This is a genomic window from Arthrobacter sp. NPDC057388 (assembly GCF_042668165.1).
In the GTDB taxonomy this organism is placed as follows: domain Bacteria; phylum Actinomycetota; class Actinomycetes; order Actinomycetales; family Micrococcaceae; genus Arthrobacter.
The window spans coordinates 52,343-71,135 of the sequence record NZ_JBHVBL010000005.1; the positions used below are offsets into that span (position 1 = coordinate 52,343).

Here is an 18,793-nt window from a genome sequence, read left to right on the forward strand (position 1 = left end):
GTACAGATAATGGCCCCAAAGTGCCCTTCAGCGCCCATTATCTGTACAAAAACTCGGGGGTTTCGGGGTCAGTCCGGCACTTCCATTTGGAACCCGCAGACGCAGCGGAGCAGCCGGGTGGGCAGGTGCACGTCGTGGATGGTGGGGAAGCGGCCGGCCTCGGAGCCGTAGATGCTGCTGGTACCGACGCTGAGTGAAGCCATCGGGGTTCCGCAGTGGAAGTACTCGCCGCCGAACTGCAGCACGCCCATCATTTGGCCGTGGCGGTTCAGCACACCTGCCACATCATGGACGCCGGCGGGGTGGGCGTAGAAGTTGTCGCATTCGATGCAGGTATAGGACACGTCGACCATGCCGTCCTGAGGGGGATGGAGGGCTTCAATCGATTCGACGATCAGGTGTTCATCCGTCTGGCACTGGGAGCACCACAGGGGATCGCCGGAGGGCCGCTGCGCTTCGCCGGGCAGGTGGGCGTTGAAGATAGTCGTCATTGACGCGCTCCTGGTTAGGGGGCATCGGCGCCCTGCTGCTTGAGCTCAATCCCACGCTTAAAATACTCCCGGCCTGACGGGCCTAGCAATAGCACCCCCAGCTGGCGGGGAAGCCGCCGGAGCAGCCGGCCGCCCCGCCGTCGTGCGCCCTGTTTTCCTGCTAAAACGGCGCCGCTTTCCGAGCGGAAAATGCCCGCGGCGGGACCCTTGTGGCGGGGTGGGTCCGGTGCTATAAAACATCTACAGCCAGCCGATGCGGCTGGCGGGAAACGGGAGGACCCGGGGCTTCAATATGGCTGCCAGAAGGGGCGGTTAGCCCGGGAGCACGCCACCGCGCCAGTCAGCGCACGGCAGCAGCATCCGGATCCTTCCGCGGACGGCCTCCTGCTCAGTGAGCGGGGGCCGTCCCTTCATTGTGCCCCCATGTGCTGGGGCCGAGGCGTGCTGACAGCCGGGCACCAAGTGGCTACGCTAATAACACAGGTCTCCCAGGTGTGCGCAGGGTTTGCGTCCTGCGTGGTCCGTGTTGCGGACAAGGCATGGCAGGAGCGCCAGGTGAACGGGACCAGAGGCCAGGTCAGGGCGGGCGTCCTCGCGGTAGTTGCCATGGCGGCGGCTTTGCTGGCGGGATGCACGCCCGGCAGCGGCCAGCCTCCCGCGGCCGCCCCCGACGTCGACCACCACAACATCACCGTCTGGACCACCGAGACGCTCCCGGACCGCATGGCCAAGCTTCGCGTCGTCATGGAGAATTTCACTGCTGCCACCGGCGTGAAGGCCGACCTTGTGGGTGTTCCGCCGCACCGTTTCAGCCAGGTGCTGACTTCTTCGGCCGCCTCCGGCGACCTTCCGGACGTGATGAACGCCCTGACGTTGGGACAGGTCCGGACCCTGGCGGCATCCGGCCATATCGACTACAAGACCAACGCGGCCATAGTGCAAAGCCTTGGTGAGCAGACGTGGGAAGCCAGGGCGCTCGAGCTGACGCGTGACAACGGCCAGCAGTTGGCCATTCCGGGGGCCGCCTGGCATCAGCTGGTCTATTACCGCAAGGACCTCTTCGCAACGGCCGGGCTAGCGGCGCCCCGGACGTACGCGGACATCGTTGCCGCGGCGAGGAAGCTGGATTCCCCGGGCAGAGCAGGAATCGTCGCGGCCAACAAGACGGGCCAGGCTTTCACGCAGCAGTCCTTTGAGGACATTGCCTTGGCCAACGGCTGCGAGATGGTGGATGGCAAGGGAAGCATCACGTTCGACAGTCCCCCGTGCGTTGCGGCCCTCGGCTTCTACCGCGACGTGCTCAGGAACTATTCCGTGCCAGGCATCCAGGACGTTGACTCAGTCCGGTCCGCCTATTTCGCCGGCAAAGCCGCCATGGCCATCTGGCCGACCCACATGCTGGATGAGCTGGCCGGGACGCGGACCGATGCCCGTCCCAGCTGCCCCGAATGCATCAAGGACCCTCTGTTCCTGGCGCGGAACACCGGAGTGGTGGCCGGTCTTCAGGGCCCGGACGGGCAACTGCCGGCCCACTTCGGCGACGTGATCTCGTGGACCGTGACGGCTGATTCGGACAGCGAACCGGCCCGCCGCTTCGTGGAGTACTTCCTTTCCGACGGCTACGCCAACTGGCTCGCCGTTGCCCCGGAGGAGCGCGTTCCGGTGCGCAGGGGCAGCACCGCAAAGCCCACTGAATACGCCGATGCCTGGATGTCCACTCCCGTGACAGCCGGCCGCTCCGAACGGTTCAACAGCGTCTATGCCCAGGACGTTCTCTCCACCCTGCTGCAGGGGTCCGGCGACCTGAAGCACTGGGGGATCGTCCAGGGGCACAGCGAACTCGCCGGCGCCGCGATGGCCGAGCTGCCGATAGCCAAGGCTGTCAGCGACGTCGCAGCGGGCCGCGCCGAGCCGCAGGCCGCAGCCACCAGGGCCGCCGCCGCACTGCGGTCCATCCTGAAGTCGATGAAGTAACGCTGGTCGTTCTTCTTACGTGGCCAGTTCCATCATGAGCGCCGGCAGTTCGTCGGCAAGTTCCCTCGCCAGATAACCGAGGCTGCCCACGCGGCTGGCCAGCCTGTCGCCTGCCGCCGCGTGCAGGTGGGTGCCCCAGCAGGCAGCCTGCGCGTTGCTGGTTCCCCTCGCCCGGAGCCCGGCGATAGCACCGGCCAGGATGTCGCCGCTGCCGGAAGTCCCCAACCCGCCGTAGCCGGTGGTGATTTCCCAGTGCTCCCCGGTGGTGGGGGAGGCGCCGTCCAGGGAGGCACCGTCCGGGGTGCCGCCGTCGGAAGGGCCGCCGTCGGAATTTCCGGCACCGGACGTGCCGGCCGCGGATGGCGAAGCGATGACGCCTTGGCAGCTGACCACCGCCCCGTACTTTCCGGCGATTTCGAGGGTGTCGGCCGCCAAATCGTCGGCACTGTGGTCCAGCAGGATTCCCGCTTCGGTGGGGTTCGGCGTGAGGATCAGCCGGCCGGCCCACGGGCTGAGCTTATCGGCCAGCCGGGGGAGGGCACCCAGGGCGTAGGCATCGAGCACCAGGGTAGGAGCATCACCGGACTCGCGGGAGGCGTCATGCTTCAGCAGACCCCGGAGCAGCGCCTCGGTCTGCCCGATGTCATCCAGCCCCGGGCCGATCAGCACCACATCCGCAGAATCATAATCCTCGAGCAGGTCCTTGAGCCCGGCGTCGCCCACCGAGCCGCCCGCTGCTTCGGGCAGGCCGATCACCCCGGCCTCGGGCAGCGTGACGGCCAGCTGCACCGCCACCGATTCCGCCACCGCCAAGGTCACCCGGCCCGCCCCGGCGCGAAGGGCGGCCGTCCCGGCGAGCAAAACCGCCCCCGGGGTACGCCGGCCGCCGCCGACCACCAGGACCGCGCCGCGGGAGTACTTGTCCGCGCCGGCCGAAGGCAGCGGCCAGTTCCGCAGGAGCGTCGGAGTGATCAGCGTGCCGGCGTTGGCAGCGGACTTCCTGGCGGCAGTGCCGGAGGACTCAGCGCGGGTGGACATCGGCGTCCCCGGCGTGTTCGGTCACTTCGACGCCCTGCTTCATGAGGTGGTCGGCCACATTGAAGCTTTCCAGTGTCCACGGTCCGACGCCCTCCGGCCGCACATAACGGGTCAGGGAGGCGTTCAGGACCGGGTTGCTGACAGCCACGTCGAGGAGCTCCCGCTCGGACATGCCCTCCAGGATGTACCGGAACAGCATGACGACGGCGTCATGGCACACCAGCATGACCCGGTGGCCGCTGCCCAGCGCATTCAGTTCGCCGATCACCGAACGGAGCCGCAGCGCCACGTCCGCCCACGATTCCCCGCCCGGCGGCCGGTAATAGAACTTGCCGAGCCACCGCCGTCGTTCTGCCTCCTCGGGAAGCCGGGTTTCCACACCAAATGCCGTGAGCATGTCCAGGATGCCCAGCTCACGGTCGCGGAGGCGCTCATCCGAGCGGACGGGGATGGACCAGCCCGCCGTCTCCACGGCGATCTCGGCAGTCTGGTAGGCACGCATGTAGGGGGAGGAGATGACGACGTCGGGCCGCCGGTCCTCGGGGACCGCCGCCAGGGCGCGGCCCAGGGCCGTCACCTGCTCCCGCCCTGTGGAGGAAAGCTCGACGTCGGCATCCCGGGCGGGGACGGGTATCACTTCCGCGCCCGAGACCGTGGCATCGGTGGCCGCCACGTTGCCCTGGCTTTCGCCGTGCCTGATCAGGATGAGCTCCACGGCGCCGGCGGTCCAGGCGGCGGGCACCGGGGCATCCTTGTGCGTTCCGTCAGCTGAGGTTCCGTTCTGTCCCACGATATGCACTCCCGTTCCAGCTAGGCCTGCGGATTTTCACGTTACCTGTGCCGTACCCGCAATCCCGGCAGAGTAATCGCCCGCCCCTCCACCCGACGCGTCCTCAGGTTTCGCTGCCCGGAGCCAAACGCTCCCTCACGTCCTGCCGCCAAATGGGTAACGCTCCATCACCTGTGCGGGACGCGTTGCGAAAAAGGCGGCAGGAGGTGAGGACGCGTCTGGAATAGGGCGACGGAAGGTGAGGACGCGTCTGGAATAAGGCGACGGGAGGTGAGGACGCGTCTGGAATAAGGCGACGGGAGGTGAGGACGCGTTCGGGGAAAGGCGGCAGAAAGTGAGGACGCGTTTAGGGGATGCGTTTGCCGCCCGAACGGTTGACGAAGAACACCAGCAGGGCGGCCAGCAGGAGCACAGGCGCCACCCAGAGCAGGAAGGCCACCGCCTTCACCACGGCGCCCACGATGAAGAACACCACCGCCACAATGGCGATGACCCAGATCAGCTTTCTCAACGGCTACCCCTCACGATCGGCACTTGCAGAGCATCACTTCCCCAGCGTCGCGGCGTACTGCCCCAGCCGGTCTTTCCCCAGGGCGGCGCCGACGGCGGCGGTGGCCCCGTAGTCCGGCAGGATAATCGACTGCCCGTCGGTGCTGGTGCCGAATCCCGCCGTCGGAAGCGTAAAGAATACCGCGTCCTGCATCCGGACATTCCGCAGGCTGTACACGAGGCTGGCCAGCCCGGTCGCATTCAGCCCCTTGTCCACCGTGATGTACTTCGACGCGGTATTGACCAGCCTGTACAGCGTCACCGGGTTGGTCAGGGTGCGGGCGGAAAGCAGCTTGGCCAGGGTGGAACGCAGGAACAGCTGCTGGTTCGATACACGGTGAAAGTCGCCGTCGGCGAACGAGTAGCGCTCGCGGACGAACTCGAGGGCGCGCTGGCCCTGCAGCTTGATGACTCCGGCCGGGAAATGCTGGTGCGTGTCGAAGCTGGCGGTGAACTCCACCGGATTGTCCACTTCCACGCCGCCCAGCGCTTCGGTGATGCCCCTGAAGCCCTCGAAATCGATCATGACTGCGTGCTGGATCTTCTGCCCGAACAGCGACTCCACGGTCCGCACGGCAAGCGGCATGCCGCCCTGCTCGAGCGCGGAGTTGATCTTGGCTTCGCCGTATCCGGGGATGGGAACCCAGAGGTCGCGCATCATCGAAATGCCGTAGGCGTGCTTCCCGTCGGCCGCCAGGTGCACCAGCATGAGGACGTCCGCGCGCTGGTTGGGCAGCCCGCTGGGTGCGGGGGGATCACCTTTGCGGTGGTCGCTGCCGATCAGCAGGATGTTCATGGGCAGCTTGGCCGGCGGCGGCGGTTTTACGGGTTTGGGCGCAGGCTTCTTGCTGGGTGACGGCGTGGGCTTTCCTGTCGCTGTCTCGGCGGGGCTCTGCGGAGCCGCGCTGATCTCCGTCTTGGCGGTCTGGGTGTTCCAGATCTGGGCCAGGCTGAACAGGAAGCCGCCCGCCACCAGGGCAATCCCGAGCAGCGCTGCCAGAATTACGTTGCGTACGGTCCGCTTGGGTTTGGTGCCGCCGTTGGCACCCGGAGCGGGGTCGCCGTCGTCCCCGGCCCCCGGACTGTTCCGGGATTTCATGATCGGACGGTATCACCAAAAATCGTCCGTGAGAACGACGGCGGCGCCTCGGTTTAAGCGGGGGCGTTCAGCCGGGCGAAGCGCAGGATCGAGATGATCGCCGGAGCCAGCTCGTCTTCCATCTGCCGGTAGTAATCTGCGCTGCGGCGGTAGGGGTCGACGACGTCGTTGTCCGCTGCGTCCGGCGCCAGGGCGAGGTGCCGGACCGACGCCGCCCGGGCTGGAAGCTTGCGCCAGAGCCTTGCGTTGGCGGCGAGCCGCTCACCGTTCAGGCCAGCTGCCGGGGGTGCCTGGCCTTCCCGCTCCTCCAGGACATCGAGCATCCTGGCGAACTCGCGGATGGTGAAGGTGCGCTTCAGCAGCGAGGCGTCCTGCTGGAGCACCTCCCCTCGGTGGCCGGAAGTCATGGTGAGGACCAGGTCCACATCGCGGAGGATCTTGCCCGAGAGCTGGCGCGCCGCGAAGCCCTCCGCGGTGCCGCCGAAGGTGTGGATGATGTCCGCGGAGAGCGGCTGGACGGGTTCGCCCACCAAGGCGCGGGTTCCGGCGCTGCGCACTTCAAAGCCGCCGGGAAGCACCTGGTCCAGGCCCGCCTGGAGCAGGCGTTCAGCCACGGGGGAGCGGCAGATGTTGCCCGTGCAGACGGTCAGGATGCGGACTGGCGACGACGATTCCACGTATTGGCTCTCCCAGGCTGGTGCGCGGGACAGGTCTGTCCCACCGATTCAACTTAACACGTGGCCTGCCTGCTGTTCCGTCAGGACTGTGGTGCGCCCTCCGGAACCCGGGCTTTCAGCCGCTGGACCAGCCAAAACGCGAGCAGGGCCGCCGCGGCGTGGGCGTACAGCATCACATGCAGCGGCTGGCTGGCCACGCCGGCCAGCAGGAGGCCGGGCCCGGCGAACTGGACGGAGGCATGTCCGTGGCCCTCTTCCATGGCGGTGGCCAGCGGATTGGAGAAGAACGCGAACACCCAGTGGATAATCTGCTGTCCCGCAGCGGTCAGCACCAGCAGTGCCCAGCCCGGAACACTGAGGCGGGCCACGGCGGCCCCGGCCAGGCCCAGCAGTGCGGCGGTGGCCACGACGATCGGCGCCGCCGGTACCGGATGTCCGGTCACAGCATGGACCATCAGGCCCAGGACAGCGGTGACCGCCCCGAAGAGCCAGCCGGCAACGGCAACTTGCGTGCGACCTCGGCGTTCCGCCATGCGCCCATCCTCCATCAGCTTGCCTGCCAGTGCCAGTGCGTCGTATTAGGCTGGCAAATGAGAGTCACCCCGAACTGCCGTGAGGACAGCGTGGAATGGCAGCACTCATGAATGAGCCAGCAAAGAAGGCCGGCCTCCCTGGCAGGGAGAGCGAATTCGTTCCCCGGCGCATCACCGGCCCTGTGGTGGCGGGCGTCGTGCCCGGCCAGCCGCCCGCCGTCGTGCAAAATGCCGCACGGCTGGCTTACTCCCTGAACGTCAAGCTCATCTGTGCCTATGTGGACATCACGTCCTACCTCAGCAACGAGCGGGACGACCAGGACCTCCTCCAGTCGGCGGCACCGGAAGGAACCGTTGACGACGTCGAGCAGACCAGCGCCCAGCTTCGGCAACACCTTCAGGGTGTCCTCGGCAAGGCAGGGATCCGCTGGTCGCTGCTGACCCTGGTCGGGGAACCGGCGCGGGCACTTGCCCGGCTGGCGGATTCGGCGGACGCGTCGGTCATCGTGGTGGGGACCCGCGAGGGAAGGGTGGGCGCCCGGCTGGAACAGTTGCTGCTCGGCTCCGTCGCCGTGCACCTTACCCACCGGCAGACCCGGCCGGTGGTTGTTGTTCCGCTCGCCCCGGAGAAACGGCACCGCCCGAAGGAGGAAGCCTGACACGACGATGCCGCCTACGGTCCAGACCACGGACACCATCCACACCCACGAGGAACTTGAGGACTTCATATGGCCGACCTGATCGATTTCCTGGAAGCACGGATCGCCGAGGAAGAGGCGGACGCCCGGCGGGGACTGGAGACGGAAGGCGCCGCGGGGCCCGTCGTCGGGTGGTTCAACCCGGGGCGGGTGCTGTCCGAATGCGCGGCCAAACGGAAGATCCTGGACAACGTGCCGCTGGTGACCGACGTGCCCACCGCCATCGGCGGCACCAGCGAATACGTCCTGATGGCCCTTGCCGCTGTTTACAAGGACCATCCGGACTACCAGGAGGGCTGGGCCGTCGACGGCCTGTGAGCCCTGGCTGCACCCTGCGCCGGGATGCGGCCTGTGAGTCGGGGCTAGCCGGTGGTGCCCGTGTCGTCGTGCGAGCAGCCCACGGGCTTGGACTCGGGTGAACCGCGCTGGCGGAGGTAGATCGACAGGACAACCATGGATCCGACGGCCAGGAACTCGGACTGCCAGTTCTGCAGTGTGCGGTTCCAGAATTCGGGCGAGACGATGTACTCCGTCCAGCTAACCGGCTGCTGGAAGTTTTGGATCTGCTCCTGGTTGTAGTTGCTGTTCCCCGCAATCGACTGCACCAGCCAGGACAGGACGAAGATGAGTCCCATCGTCATTCCCAGCGAGTTGGAGTACACGGTCTGCCGCCAGTCTGTGACGCGCGCCCACTTCGGTGACTTGGCGTTGCTGAACTCGCCCACGAGCTGATCTTTGTCTGACTCGGGGCCGGGCTGGTTCAGCTCCTTGGACTCCGGGGATCCCTTTTGGACCAGCCAGATCGTGGCGAAGATGTACAGCAGGAACTGCAGATATTCGGACTGCCAGTTTTCCGAGACGTCCACGGCAAAATTGGACGACACCAGGTACTGGGCGAAGCTGATTTGCTCCAGCCCGGAGCTGAGCTGTTCCTCGTTGTAGAGGGCATGGCCGGTGATGGCCTGCCCCAGCAGGGCGAGGAGGAATATCAGGCCGAAGAACAGGCTGAGGCCGTTGTTTCTCAATGCTTTTTTCACAGTCCGCCTATCCGTGCATCAGGCCAACGACGGCCATATAGAGCAGGCCGCCGAAGATCAGGACCAGGTACAGGGTGAAGCTCCAGCGCATGTCAGTTGCCGCCCACTTCACAGGTATAGGGCGCCTCTTCCCCGTTGGGCCGGCAGCCCGCGGCTGTGACCTTCCAGCCCCCGCCGGAGACGGCCAGGAAGACGGCGTCGTTCTCGAACTGGACAAAAGCGTCCTGGCCGTACTGCTCGGTGCGGAGCACTTTCCCGGGGTCCGTCAGCTTCGCCTTCTGCAGCTGGCTCTCGCAGCTGCCGTCGTCACTGGAACGGGCCGTCTCCTCCCGGGTGTGGGGCTGCAGCAATGCACAGGCCGCGGTCATGTCGGAGCCGGACACGGCACGGTGAAACGCTTCGGCCGCACCCGTGGAGGCCGTTCCCTCGGGGGCGCAGCCGGACAGAACCACCATGGCGAGCAGCCCTGGCAGGAGGCCCCCGGCGCCCCTACGCGTCTTCACGTTCCGGGTTTTCCAGCCGGAAGAAGTTGGACTGTGTTCCGTCCGTGCGCTGTTCCTGGTAGATGAAATTCAGGCCGCGGTCATCAAACGTCTTGAACCATTCTTCCCAGCTGACGTGCCGCAGGTTGCTGTCGTTGCCGCCGAAATCAATCCGCAGCACGCCCAGGTGATCGCCATGTTCGGTGCCCTCGACGGTGGCAGGGGTTCCGCCGCGTTCCTCGGCCCACTGCCTGATGACCTCGTGGTGGGTCGTGGCCAGGCTGCGGCCTTCGCGTTCCGGCTCATCCTCGGTGGAGGTGACTTCCTGCGAGTACTTCAGCGAGCTGGAGGACGCATCTCCGTGGCGGATTTTACCGCCTTCCGGTCCGGCACCCAGATCGCCGGCGTCAGCACCGCCGTCGTTATCTCCCCCGCCCTGGGAGTTTTCGCCCTGGGAACGGGCGTTGGCGACCTCCTGCACCAGCTCTTCCTTGCGCATGTCCGAGGTTCCGCTGATGTTCTCGTCCCGGGCCTCCTGGCGCAGCTCGTCCACCTTCATTTTCCGAAGTTCGGTCTCACTGACATTGGGGGTGTCCGGCGTCTGGTTACCCGGCTTTTCACTCATGGCAATTCCTCCGCGTGCTGGACGGTAACGATTACTAAGGTTACTTATTGTTTAGTCCGTGCCGGGTGCGCCGTCAAGTTCCCCACGCTGCTGGGCAGGACAACCGCTGACGCCCGACGGCGGCACTCACCTGAGCGTCGCTCAGTCCCCGAACGAATTGCCCAGTTCATAGATGGCGTGGTCCAGCAGGTCCCGCTGGATGGGGCGCAGCATGTAGGAGCCGTGAAGGTAAGCTTCAACCTCCATCGCTCCGGCGTCGCCGCCGATGCTGAAGTAGTGCATCCAGAGCTCGTCGACCTCAAGGTCCGCCTGCCGGAATGCCTTGGCCGTCCGTTCCCGCTGCGCCTCGCCGTCCGGGTCAAGGCTCATGGCGCCTGATTGAGGTCAGACATGTGGCCGAGGACGTCCTGTGCCACCCTGCTCAGCAGGAGCTCCTGGGACCGGGCGCGGGCAATCATGACCTGCAGCGCGCCGCGTTCGCTCACCTTGAGCCGTTCCATGAGGACACCCTTGGCCATGTCGATAACGCTGCGGCTGTGCAAGGCGTCCTTCAGGGCCTCGCTGAGATATGCGGCTCGCTCCCGCGCCTGCAGGTTGGACAGGAAAAGCGCCGCAGGACCGGCCAGGAGCGAGAGGATCTGCTCGCTGCGCCCGTCAAAGGCATGCGCCCGGTCTGCGTAGACTTTCAGGGCGCCGATGGGCTCGGGTTCGCCCGCGCCGTGGACGTCCGGCACCAGCAAAGGAACGCTGATGCAGGACAGGAGGCCCAGAGGAGCGCTGGCGGCGCTCCACTCCGGCCAGCGCCGGTCTTCGCGAAGATCGTCCACGCGGACCACTCTGGCACCGGCCCAGGCAGACAGGCAGGGCCCCTGCCCGAGGTCGTACTGCAGGCGGTCCGCCTCTTCCACCAGTCGGTTCGTCGAGGCCGTGCTGGTTGGTCTGCCCTGGGCGTCGATCAGCGTGCCGCCGGCGCCGACACTGCCGGCCAGGCTCTCGTGCGCCACCTGTGCCAGGCTTTCCACGGCCCGGTCCACCACCGTCTCTGTCAGCAGGAGACCCGCGACCCGGGCGAAGATCTCGGGCAGTTCACCTGCCATCGGGTGCTGTCGCGTCACGGGCTGGCCTCACATGTCATCAGGGTGGCGAACGTCCCTCTGTGAGGAGCGTCGGGCAGGTGGTTCCCATCATAGCCACGGGTTATGAAGCCACTGTCGGAGGGCCTACTCATGTGCTTTGCCATGGTGTCCTGCCCGTCCTGGAAAGTTGGCGCCGTTCAGGATGTCCGTTGCTATCTGCTTCAGTTGCTGTTTGCTGGACCGGGCCATCTCGTGGAGTACGGCCACCGCTTCCTCACGGCTGCCGCGGGTCTGGGCCATCACCAGGCTGAGGGCGGCGTCGATGACCGCCCTGGACTGCAGGGCGGCGTGCAGCCCTTCGGGCTGGGCCGGCAACCGGTGGACGCGCAGGGCCAGGCGGAGTGTGCGGGACAGGGCAAATGCGTAGGACTCCACGGAGGCGATGGCGGCTTCGTCAAAAGTTTCAGTGGTCATGGCGTAGCAGTTCAGGGCTGCCGCAGCGTCAGGTCCGGCATTGATGGGAACAGCAAGGACGGACGCCACGCCGTCGCCCACCGCCTCGGCGTACCGCCGCCACCGCTCGGAACCCTTGAGGTCCTGGACCAGTACCCTCCGGTTTTCCCTCAAGGCAGTAAGGCAGGGGCCGTCGTCGAACCCATACTGCTTTTCATCCATTCTTTGGGCCGCGTCACTGCTGCTGGCAACTGTAACGGGCCGCCCGTCACGCTCCACGGAAATGGCACACAGCATGGGTTCGGGCGCAGCCAGTTTCGAGGCCGAGAAGACGGTCAGTTCCAGGAGGAATTCGTCAAAGCCCGGGCTCTCCAGCAGAAGATCCTGAAGCTGTTCCAGCGACGGCGGCAAATTTTGCGCGGACGACGGCGGCTGGCCAGGCTCGGCGGCCATCATTTGCCTCGATCCACTGGGAGCAGGATTCCCCGATCCATAATTGCGGCCGGATCCAAGGTCCGGGAACGATCGCGGACTGGTTGGATCCACGTTCAATGCGTGACGGACGGGCCGAGCGCAATCCCGCATGAACCAGGCCGTGGGCTCCTGGGTCTGAAGGATCGCCTCGCCTCTGCTTTTGAGCCTACGCCCAATACCGTGCGCGGGATATACGGCAGCGGAACTCGGCATCATGGGCTCCATAAGCGCTCGCGGGACTGCGGTCGGTCGGACGTGCACGGGCCTGCAGACGACTGGAACGCCGCATCCATCGGGTAGCGGATGCAGCGTTCCCAGCCGTGCGCAGAGCGGCTTCAGCTCCCGGACAGTGGTCCTGTCAGGCTGCCTGCCTACGCCGGCTCACGTGTTTTGGACGTGGGTTTTGGCGTCGGTGGCGGTTGTTTTGACGTCCTGGGCGGCGGTTTGGCCTTCGTCCTTGACGTGTTGGGCGGCGTCGGTGGCGGTGGCCTTGACGTTTTCGACGGCTTCCTGGGCGGGTTCCTTCCAGCCCTGGGCCATGTCTTTGGCGGCTTCGGTGAGCTGGGTGGTGACCGGTTCTGCCGCGGTTTTGAGGGCGTCGGCGGCTTCGCGTTCCTTTTCGCTCGGTGGGATGAGGGAGGAGACGAGCAGTCCGGCGCCGAAGGCGATGAGTCCGGCGGCGAGGGGGTTGCCCTGGGTTTTCGCGGTGACCTGGCGGGGTGCGTCGGCGATCGCTTCGCCGGCGTCGTGGAGGGCGTTGCCGGCGGCGTCGGTGGCCTGGTGGATTCCGCCGGAGGTGGTGTGCGCGGCGTGGTGCAGGGTGCCGGAGGCGTTGTGGGTGGTGTGTTCTGCGGTGCCCATGACTTTCTCCTTTACTCCGAAGACGGCGTCCTTCACCTTGCTGGTCTGGCGGTGGACGATGTTGGAGGGGGTGACTTTGTCGGCGACCGCGTCCACGTTGGTGCCGAGGCGGGCGCGGGTGGCTTCGATGTCGGCGCGGATGGCGTCCGGGTTCTCACTCATCGGTGGTCTCCGTTCGGTTTGAGGGTGGGCGGGATTTCCTTGGCGGTTTCGACGGTCTGGGGCATGCCTTTGATGTTTTTGAGTTCCTTGCGTCCGACGGAGGCGAGGATCGCGGCGATGATGCCCCAGATGATGGCGACGACGACGGCGGACCAGCCCAGTCCCATCAGCTCGCCGAGGGCGTACCAGAGGGCGATGGAGAGGAACAGGAGCACGAAGTGTCCGGCGACGCCGGCGCCGGCGAGCATGCCGCCGCCTTTGCCGGCGCGGGTGCCGGATTGTTTGAGTTCGGCTTTGGCGAGTTCGATTTCCTGCCGCATCAGGGTGGACAGGTCCCGGGTGACCTCGCCCAGGAGGTCACCGAGGGACGTGGTGTCGGCCTTTGCGTGCGCGGCCGTTTGCGGGGTATCGGGTATCTGGCTGCTCACAGGGGACGACCTCCACCCTCGGTGTACGGGTCATCAACATCCCGCAGCGGAACACCGGCTGAACCCGGGGTGTCAAAGCCCGGGCGGGCGGGCTCGCCGTATACCGTCTCCGCGTACGTTGTCGGAGTTGCCTGGGGTGCATCGTACAGAGGCGCGGCCGGTGCCGCTGTCAGGCTGCTTTCCGTGACGGGCGGCTGGACGGGGTACTGGGGGACGGCCCCGGCGCTCTGTGCGTAGCCGGTTCCGGTGGTGGTTTCGGGGGCGCCGGCCTGCAGGCTGCGGCCCAGGCGTCCGGCGAGCAGGCCGGCGCCTGCCGCGATGAGCAGGAAGGTGCCGGGGCGCTGGCGGGCGAAGGACTTGACCTCGTCCAGGAGCGATCCCGGGTCCCGGTTGTCCAGCCAGGAGGCGACGTCTGCGGAGCGGTCGGCGGCCTGGCGGATCAGGTCCGAGGCCACACCCTGCTGGTCCGGAGCGTCGGCCATGCTGCGCAGCTGCGAGGAGATGTTGCGGATGCCTTCAGCGGCCTTGGTCTGCTGGGTGCCGGCCTGGCTGGTCAGATCCGACTTCGCCTGGTGCAGCAGATCCCGTGCGCTGTTCTTGGCTTCATAGGCAACGTTCTTCGCCTCGGTCTTGGCGGTCTCCGCCACATTCTGGGCGGCGCCGGCTGCGTGGCCAGCCACATTCGCGGCCTCGTCCTTCGCCACATCCTTCTTGGAGGCATCATCCTGGTAGCCGGTGCCCGTGTAGTCAGTTGTGCCGTAGCCCGTGGTGCCCGCTCCGGGGGTGCCGTAGCCCGCAGTTCCGGAACCGGGCGTGCCCAGGCCCGTGGTCTCCACTTCGGTGCCGAATGGGTTCTCGGTCATCATTGCTCTCTTTCCTTTGAGGGTTAGCTGCTGTTGATGAACCAGCACGCAGCAATAGTAAGCATGATTACCATCAGATAGTAAGCAGACTTCCTAGATGGCCCGAAAATTTGTGCGGGGGCAGATGACCTGCCAAAATCCTCCCGCGCCCCGGGTGCAACGCGTCGGGATGCGGGCGAACGTATGCTTGAAAGATGAGCGCTGCAGCCGCATCGACCGTTTCCTTTGACAGCCGCTTCGCCACGGAGCTTGCCGAGATGGCCATTCCCTGGAGGGCGGAGGAGGTTCCCGAGCCCCGGCTGCTGGTCCTGAACGGGCCGCTGGCGGCCGAGCTGGGTTTTACGCCGGACTTCCTGCGGAGCCCGGAGGGGGTGCGGCTGCTCATCGGCAATGACGTTCCCGACGGCGCTACTCCCGTTGCGCAGGCATACTCCGGCCACCAGTTTGGCTGGTTTTCGCCGCGGCTGGGTGATGGCCGTGCGCTTCTGCTCGGCGAGATTGCCCACGTCGACGGCCGCCTGCGTGACATCCACCTGAAAGGTTCCGGCCGGACGCCGTTCGCCCGGGGCGGCGACGGCCTTGCCGCCATCGGGCCGATGCTGCGCGAGTACATCGTCAGCGAGGCAATGCACGCCCTCGGCATACCCACCACCCGGTCACTCGCCGTCGTGGCCACCCAACGTCCCGTCCAGCGCGAGACCGTGCTGCCGGGGGCGGTGCTCACGCGTGTCGCGGGCAGCCATCTGCGGGTGGGAAGTTTCCAGTACGCGCGGGCGACCGGTGACGACGGACTCCTCCGCCGCCTTGCCGACCACGCGATTGCCCGCCACTATCCGGACGTGGCGGAGGCGGACAATCCGTATCTTGCCCTGTTTGATGCGGTGATCGGGGCCCAGGCGTCGCTGGTGGCCCAGTGGATGCTGGTGGGCTTCATCCACGGCGTCATGAACACGGACAACATGGCCATTTCCGGCGAGACCATCGACTACGGTCCCTGCGCCTTTATGGATGCCTTCGATCCCGCCACCGTCTACAGCTCCATCGACGAGGCCGGCCGCTACGCGTACGCCAACCAGCCCCTCATTGCGGAGTGGAACCTGGCGCGGCTGGCGGAGGCGCTCCTTCCGCTGTTCGACGACGACGAGGAGCGTGCCGTCGAGCGGGCGCAGGAATCGCTGGGTGCGTTCCGCCGGCTGTACAGTGCCGCGTGGACGGCGGGGATGAAGGCGAAGCTCGGACTGGACCGCGTCGCCGATGACGCGGCCTCGCCCCTCATCGACGAGCTGCTTGGTCTCCTGCGGGAGGCGGGCGTGGACTACACGTCGTTCTTCCGGCGGCTTGGAAGTGCAGCCCGCGGCAACGGTGTGATGGCGCGAATCCTGTTCCCGCAGCCGGACGCGTTCGACGCCTGGGTCGAACGCTGGAAGGCCCTCGGGCCGGACGCGGACGGCATGGACCGGGTCAACCCGGCCTACGTGCCCCGCAACCACCTCGTTGAGGAAGCACTTGCCGCCGCGACCGGCGGTGACCTCGAGCCGCTCGGACGCTTGCTCGAAAGGGTGACGGACCCCTATAGGGAGCGTCCCGGCGTCGACCGCTACGCTGCAGCCGCGCCGGAAAGCTTTGGCCCCTACCGGACCTTCTGCGGCACCTGACCTGCTGCGATCCGGGCGGCTCGCGGCGGGTCCGCCGGAGCGGTTTAGCTGGCGCCTGGGTGAACGAGGGTGTCCGACTCCAGCTCGCTGGCCGGGGCGTCAGCGAGTCCCTGCGGGGTGAGGTCCAGGTCGTCCAGGGCGGCCACGGCTACGTTGGGGGCGATCAGACCGGCGCCCGGGGCAATGTTGTTCGTCATGGTTCTGTGTCTCCTGATGTGTGCGGGGCAGTGCATTGTGTGCTGACTCGCTATTTTCCTTGGAATTGTGGTGCGCGCCAAAATTGCGCGCACGGTGGAAATGCTGTAGCGGCATCCGCTCTAACCATCGGAAAGCCTGATGGTGAGGTGAAAGAACGACGGCGGCGGCCCCGTTATGCGCAGGCCGTTGCGGCCCGTTCCGAGACGGTTTTGTGACGGACGGTTACACGTCTCCGCCGCCGATGATGTCCTGCGCGAGCTGGTGCAGCGGTTCGTTGCGCCGCCGGGATGCACTGATGAGCGTGGCGAGTGCCTGGTCCCGGCTGACGTGGAGGCGCTCCATGACGATTCCGGTGGCTGTTCCGATCGCGTCCCTGGCGCCGAGCGCGCTGATGAGCCCGTCGCTGAGGTGCTGGGCCGCGTCGCGGGCCAGGGTGTTGGCCAGCATCAGTGCTGCGGGGCGGGCGAGCAGTACGAGCAGGCGGATGGCCCTGGAATCGAACCCGTTGGGAACGGGGGAGTAGACCTTGAGCGCGCCGATGGCACCGTCGGGGGTGGACAGCGGAGCGCTGATCACCGAGCGGACCGGCAGGTCTGCGACAGCCCGGCTCCAGGCGGGCCAGCGGTGATCTGTATGGGTGTCTTCCACCGTTACGGTTACCTGCTGCGCCCAGGCCGTCAGGCAGGGTCCCTGTCCAAGGTCGTACTGGAGCTGGTCTGCGCGCAGGATGTCGGGATCTGTGGATGCCGTGCTGGTGCGCCGGGCGCGTGTGTCCATCAGGCTGACCCCGGCCCCCAGGGTCCCCGGGATGGCTTCCTTCAGGGCTTGCGCGAGCGCCGAAACCGCTTCATCGACGGTTTCGTGGGTCAGCAAGAGGTCGGCGATGCGGACGGTGAGGGCCGCCAGTTCGTCGGCGAGGGGCAGATGGGCGTGCGTCATGGCCTGGCCAATGTGTGGCGGGACGGCCCGCGGGGACCAGGGCGGGTCCGGCGGAACAGCCCTGGCAGTGCAGGAGCGGCTGCTGGAACCGGCATGCGCGTTTGTTCCTTTCCTAAGCTTGCAGAGCGCCATGCCGGAGGCGGACTGCGTTGAAAACGATTAACACAATTATTTCAGCCCTCGGCCATCGCCGGGAGGGGTAATTGCCTTGGACGGCCACGAATTCGTCGCTGTTGAACCGGTGGTGGAAAGGGCGAATCGCAATGCGCCGATGTGGGTTTTGTGAGGGGATAATCGGGTGAAGACATGTGTTTCTGTCAGATTGGGGCAGTTGTGACGGGACGTGCAGAACTAAGCGAGCGCATTGCGGCTGGGGAAGCGGAACTGTTCAAGGCGCTGGCGCACCATGCCAGGGTCCGTGTGCTGGCTGTGCTGGTAGCCGGCCCCGCCACCGTGGCCGAATTATGTGCAGCCACCGGGCTGAAGCCGTCACATCTCGCCGGCCAGCTGGCGCAGCTGCGTGCCCAGCATCTTGTGGCCGGGCGCCGGTCCGATGGGCGGTTGCAGTACTGGCTGACCGTTCCCGAGATTGCAGAACTGCTCGTTGCTGCCGGATCCGTGTTGAGCGCCCGTGCTGCGGCCGATGCGGACGGTCTGGCCGATGTCGGGGCATCAAGTGCATCCGCCGGTGGCGCCGGTTCGGACGCGGACAACGCGGCCATCTTCACGGACGAGTCTGCGGCTGAACTGGAAGCATCGTTGGGGCGGCGTGCCCTGATAGCGGATGCCGTGCGGGCCGTCAGTGCCCGGACTGGCCACAACTCCGAGCAGGTTATGGCCGCATTCCTGGCCCAGGCCCGGGAGCGCGGTCTCACGCTCGCCGAGGTGTCCGGAGAGGCGGTGGCGGAGCGCCGCCCGGAGTGACGCTCAACCAGGAACCGCCGGTGGTGCCCGGTGAAACCGGTTCCGGCAAGCCCCCCCGGTTCGTCCGCTAAGGATTCGTGCCTTGACGCCCCGCAGCCCCTGGGCGAGACTCGTAATTGAGGAATTGATGAATTCATAGTTTCGTCATTCCTCTCCATTGGGGGCCCTCTGCTCCGGCGGGGCAGAGGGATCAAGCGTCGCGGGGCAGACGGACCGTTCCCTGACCGGGGGGCCGCGGATGGGCGGAAAGGGGCCGGAACAGTGTGGTTCCGGCCCCTTTCCGGTTGCCGGGCCGGTCCCGCGAAGCCGCGGGTCCCCGAACTACGGCATTTCGAAGAGGCTCAGGATATTGCCCTCGCTGTCCAGAAACCAGGCGGCTTTGCCTGCGTCCGAGGTGGCAATGCCGTTCTCCGTTTTCACGCCGGGGAAGTCATACTCCTCGAAAACGACCCCGCGGCCCCTTAACTCCTGCACGTCCCGCTCGACATCATCTGTCACCCAGCCCATCTGGGTGTTTTTTGCCGTGCCGGCATTGTCCGTTTGGTACAGCAGGAACCTGGTCCCGTTGCCGCACTCGTACATCACGTTGTCGTCCGCGTTTTCTATCGGTTCCAGTCCCAGCTTGTCCCGGTAGAACCCCTTCGCCCGGCCTACGTCCTTCGCCGGAAGGACAGCCGCGACTGCTGTGTCTTTGAGCATGACAGTTCACTCCTCGTTGAGTTGATGGCGTTGGTTCCCCTGAATCGGCGCCGGGAACGGACCAGCCG

The 18,793-nt window shown here is 66.4% G+C and carries 24 protein-coding genes; 5 read left to right on the forward strand and 19 right to left on the reverse strand.

Going from position 1 to position 18,793, the window contains the following annotated elements:
- Positions 1–68: 68 nt before the first annotated feature.
- A complete protein-coding gene (locus tag ACFUTU_RS03915; RefSeq protein ID WP_377960861.1) occupies positions 69–491 on the reverse strand; it encodes a hypothetical protein in 423 nt (140 codons plus the stop codon).
- A gap of 555 nt (positions 492–1,046) precedes the next feature.
- Between ACFUTU_RS03915 and ACFUTU_RS03920 the strand changes: the two genes are divergently transcribed.
- A complete protein-coding gene (locus tag ACFUTU_RS03920; protein ID WP_377960863.1) occupies positions 1,047–2,465 on the forward strand; it encodes an ABC transporter substrate-binding protein in 1,419 nt (472 codons plus the stop codon).
- A 15-nt stretch (positions 2,466–2,480) separates the two neighbouring features.
- On the opposite strand, the gene ACFUTU_RS03925 is transcribed toward ACFUTU_RS03920, so the two are convergent.
- The 6 genes from ACFUTU_RS03925 to ACFUTU_RS03950 all read right to left on the reverse strand — a co-directional run bounded on the left by ACFUTU_RS03925 (position 2,481) and on the right by ACFUTU_RS03950 (position 7,151).
- On the reverse strand, positions 2,481–3,503 hold the full coding sequence (locus ACFUTU_RS03925; protein WP_377960866.1) for an NAD(P)H-hydrate dehydratase: 1,023 nt from the start codon (positions 3,501–3,503) through the stop codon (positions 2,481–2,483).
- The gene (locus tag ACFUTU_RS03930; RefSeq protein WP_377960868.1) at positions 3,487–4,245 is read right to left on the reverse strand and encodes a histidine phosphatase family protein; all 759 of its coding nucleotides are present in this window, start codon (positions 4,243–4,245) and stop codon (positions 3,487–3,489) included. Before ACFUTU_RS03930 ends, ACFUTU_RS03925 begins: the two co-directional genes overlap by 17 nt.
- A gap of 394 nt (positions 4,246–4,639) precedes the next feature.
- Entirely contained in the window at positions 4,640–4,804 is a 165-nt protein-coding gene (locus tag ACFUTU_RS03935; RefSeq protein WP_377960871.1) for a hypothetical protein, read from the reverse strand.
- Positions 4,805–4,837: 33 nt separating this feature from the next.
- Positions 4,838–5,941, reverse strand: a complete 1,104-nt coding sequence (locus ACFUTU_RS03940) for an LCP family protein (RefSeq protein WP_377960873.1) — start codon at positions 5,939–5,941, stop codon at positions 4,838–4,840.
- A gap of 53 nt (positions 5,942–5,994) precedes the next feature.
- Positions 5,995–6,618 carry a low molecular weight phosphatase family protein gene (locus ACFUTU_RS03945; RefSeq protein ID WP_377960876.1) on the reverse strand — a complete coding sequence of 208 codons (624 nt, stop codon included), beginning with the start codon at positions 6,616–6,618 and terminating at the stop codon, positions 5,995–5,997.
- An 80-nt stretch (positions 6,619–6,698) separates the two neighbouring features.
- A complete protein-coding gene (locus ACFUTU_RS03950; RefSeq protein ID WP_377960878.1) occupies positions 6,699–7,151 on the reverse strand; it encodes a hypothetical protein in 453 nt (150 codons plus the stop codon).
- Positions 7,152–7,258: 107 nt separating this feature from the next.
- On the opposite strand from ACFUTU_RS03950, the gene ACFUTU_RS03955 reads away from it, so the two are divergent.
- A complete protein-coding gene (locus tag ACFUTU_RS03955; RefSeq protein WP_377960881.1) occupies positions 7,259–7,810 on the forward strand; it encodes a universal stress protein in 552 nt (183 codons plus the stop codon).
- 69 nt (positions 7,811–7,879) lie between these two features.
- Entirely contained in the window at positions 7,880–8,167 is a 288-nt protein-coding gene (locus ACFUTU_RS03960) for a DUF6221 family protein (RefSeq protein WP_377960883.1), read from the forward strand.
- A gap of 44 nt (positions 8,168–8,211) precedes the next feature.
- Here the strand turns inward: ACFUTU_RS03960 and ACFUTU_RS03965 are convergent, their stop codons facing one another.
- The 9 genes from ACFUTU_RS03965 to ACFUTU_RS04005 all read right to left on the reverse strand — a co-directional run bounded on the left by ACFUTU_RS03965 (position 8,212) and on the right by ACFUTU_RS04005 (position 14,310).
- Positions 8,212–8,886, reverse strand: a complete 675-nt coding sequence (locus ACFUTU_RS03965) for a DUF6766 family protein (RefSeq protein WP_377960886.1) — start codon at positions 8,884–8,886, stop codon at positions 8,212–8,214.
- Between the two features lie 92 nt (positions 8,887–8,978).
- The gene (locus ACFUTU_RS03970; RefSeq protein ID WP_377960889.1) at positions 8,979–9,389 is read right to left on the reverse strand and encodes a hypothetical protein; all 411 of its coding nucleotides are present in this window, start codon (positions 9,387–9,389) and stop codon (positions 8,979–8,981) included.
- Complete coding sequence (locus ACFUTU_RS03975; RefSeq protein ID WP_377960891.1) at positions 9,376–9,993, reverse strand: Rho termination factor N-terminal domain-containing protein; 618 nt, start codon at positions 9,991–9,993, stop codon at positions 9,376–9,378. Before ACFUTU_RS03975 ends, ACFUTU_RS03970 begins: the two co-directional genes overlap by 14 nt.
- Before the next feature lie 141 nt (positions 9,994–10,134).
- A complete protein-coding gene (locus ACFUTU_RS03980; RefSeq protein WP_377960894.1) occupies positions 10,135–10,362 on the reverse strand; it encodes a hypothetical protein in 228 nt (75 codons plus the stop codon).
- Positions 10,359–11,108 carry a GAF and ANTAR domain-containing protein gene (locus ACFUTU_RS03985; protein ID WP_377960896.1) on the reverse strand — a complete coding sequence of 250 codons (750 nt, stop codon included), beginning with the start codon at positions 11,106–11,108 and terminating at the stop codon, positions 10,359–10,361. Before ACFUTU_RS03985 ends, ACFUTU_RS03980 begins: the two co-directional genes overlap by 4 nt.
- Positions 11,109–11,213: 105 nt before the next feature.
- The gene (locus ACFUTU_RS03990; protein WP_377960899.1) at positions 11,214–11,978 is read right to left on the reverse strand and encodes a GAF and ANTAR domain-containing protein; all 765 of its coding nucleotides are present in this window, start codon (positions 11,976–11,978) and stop codon (positions 11,214–11,216) included.
- A 399-nt stretch (positions 11,979–12,377) separates the two neighbouring features.
- Positions 12,378–13,019 (reverse strand): DUF3618 domain-containing protein, encoded by a 642-nt coding sequence (locus ACFUTU_RS03995; RefSeq protein ID WP_377960901.1) that lies wholly within the window; start codon positions 13,017–13,019, stop codon positions 12,378–12,380.
- A complete protein-coding gene (locus ACFUTU_RS04000) occupies positions 13,016–13,447 on the reverse strand; it encodes a phage holin family protein (RefSeq protein ID WP_377960904.1) in 432 nt (143 codons plus the stop codon). Before ACFUTU_RS04000 ends, ACFUTU_RS03995 begins: the two co-directional genes overlap by 4 nt.
- Positions 13,444–14,310, reverse strand: a complete 867-nt coding sequence (locus tag ACFUTU_RS04005) for a hypothetical protein (RefSeq protein WP_377960906.1) — start codon at positions 14,308–14,310, stop codon at positions 13,444–13,446. The genes ACFUTU_RS04000 and ACFUTU_RS04005 overlap by 4 nt, the downstream gene beginning before the upstream one ends.
- 194 nt (positions 14,311–14,504) lie before the next feature.
- Between ACFUTU_RS04005 and ACFUTU_RS04010 the strand changes: the two genes are divergently transcribed.
- A complete protein-coding gene (locus tag ACFUTU_RS04010; protein WP_377960908.1) occupies positions 14,505–15,965 on the forward strand; it encodes a YdiU family protein in 1,461 nt (486 codons plus the stop codon).
- Positions 15,966–16,009: 44 nt separating this feature from the next.
- On the opposite strand, the gene ACFUTU_RS04015 is transcribed toward ACFUTU_RS04010, so the two are convergent.
- The gene (locus ACFUTU_RS04015; RefSeq protein ID WP_377960911.1) at positions 16,010–16,162 is read right to left on the reverse strand and encodes a hypothetical protein; all 153 of its coding nucleotides are present in this window, start codon (positions 16,160–16,162) and stop codon (positions 16,010–16,012) included.
- 223 nt (positions 16,163–16,385) lie between these two features.
- Positions 16,386–17,102, reverse strand: coding sequence for a GAF and ANTAR domain-containing protein (locus ACFUTU_RS04020; RefSeq protein WP_377960913.1), 717 nt, complete (start codon positions 17,100–17,102; stop codon positions 16,386–16,388).
- A 333-nt stretch (positions 17,103–17,435) separates the two neighbouring features.
- Between ACFUTU_RS04020 and ACFUTU_RS04025 the strand changes: the two genes are divergently transcribed.
- Positions 17,436–18,026 carry an ArsR/SmtB family transcription factor gene (locus ACFUTU_RS04025; protein ID WP_377960916.1) on the forward strand — a complete coding sequence of 197 codons (591 nt, stop codon included), beginning with the start codon at positions 17,436–17,438 and terminating at the stop codon, positions 18,024–18,026.
- A gap of 321 nt (positions 18,027–18,347) precedes the next feature.
- On the opposite strand, the gene ACFUTU_RS04030 is transcribed toward ACFUTU_RS04025, so the two are convergent.
- Positions 18,348–18,725 carry a VOC family protein gene (locus ACFUTU_RS04030; protein WP_377960918.1) on the reverse strand — a complete coding sequence of 126 codons (378 nt, stop codon included), beginning with the start codon at positions 18,723–18,725 and terminating at the stop codon, positions 18,348–18,350.
- Positions 18,726–18,793: the final 68 nt, after the last annotated feature.

Bases quoted from the DNA above. Each gene is read 5' to 3' on its own strand.
- ACFUTU_RS03915 (WP_377960861.1), bottom strand. From the start codon at position 491: ATGACGACTATCTTCAACGCCCACCTGCCCGGCGAAGCGCAGCGGCCC.
- ACFUTU_RS03925 (WP_377960866.1), bottom strand. From the start codon at position 3,503: ATGTCCACCCGCGCTGAGTCCTCCGGCACTGCCGCCAGGAAGTCCGCT.
- ACFUTU_RS03940 (WP_377960873.1), bottom strand. From the start codon at position 5,941: ATGAAATCCCGGAACAGTCCGGGGGCCGGGGACGACGGCGACCCCGCT.
- ACFUTU_RS03950 (WP_377960878.1), bottom strand. From the start codon at position 7,151: ATGGCGGAACGCCGAGGTCGCACGCAAGTTGCCGTTGCCGGCTGGCTC.
- ACFUTU_RS03955 (WP_377960881.1), top strand. From the start codon at position 7,259: ATGAATGAGCCAGCAAAGAAGGCCGGCCTCCCTGGCAGGGAGAGCGAA.
- ACFUTU_RS03960 (WP_377960883.1), top strand. From the start codon at position 7,880: ATGGCCGACCTGATCGATTTCCTGGAAGCACGGATCGCCGAGGAAGAG.
- ACFUTU_RS03975 (WP_377960891.1), bottom strand. From the start codon at position 9,993: ATGAGTGAAAAGCCGGGTAACCAGACGCCGGACACCCCCAATGTCAGT.
- ACFUTU_RS03980 (WP_377960894.1), bottom strand. From the start codon at position 10,362: ATGAGCCTTGACCCGGACGGCGAGGCGCAGCGGGAACGGACGGCCAAG.
- ACFUTU_RS03990 (WP_377960899.1), bottom strand. From the start codon at position 11,978: ATGATGGCCGCCGAGCCTGGCCAGCCGCCGTCGTCCGCGCAAAATTTG.
- ACFUTU_RS03995 (WP_377960901.1), bottom strand. From the start codon at position 13,019: ATGAGTGAGAACCCGGACGCCATCCGCGCCGACATCGAAGCCACCCGC.
- ACFUTU_RS04005 (WP_377960906.1), bottom strand. From the start codon at position 14,310: ATGACCGAGAACCCATTCGGCACCGAAGTGGAGACCACGGGCCTGGGC.
- ACFUTU_RS04010 (WP_377960908.1), top strand. From the start codon at position 14,505: ATGAGCGCTGCAGCCGCATCGACCGTTTCCTTTGACAGCCGCTTCGCC.
- ACFUTU_RS04015 (WP_377960911.1), bottom strand. From the start codon at position 16,162: ATGACGAACAACATTGCCCCGGGCGCCGGTCTGATCGCCCCCAACGTA.
- ACFUTU_RS04020 (WP_377960913.1), bottom strand. From the start codon at position 17,102: ATGACGCACGCCCATCTGCCCCTCGCCGACGAACTGGCGGCCCTCACC.
- ACFUTU_RS04030 (WP_377960918.1), bottom strand. From the start codon at position 18,725: ATGCTCAAAGACACAGCAGTCGCGGCTGTCCTTCCGGCGAAGGACGTA.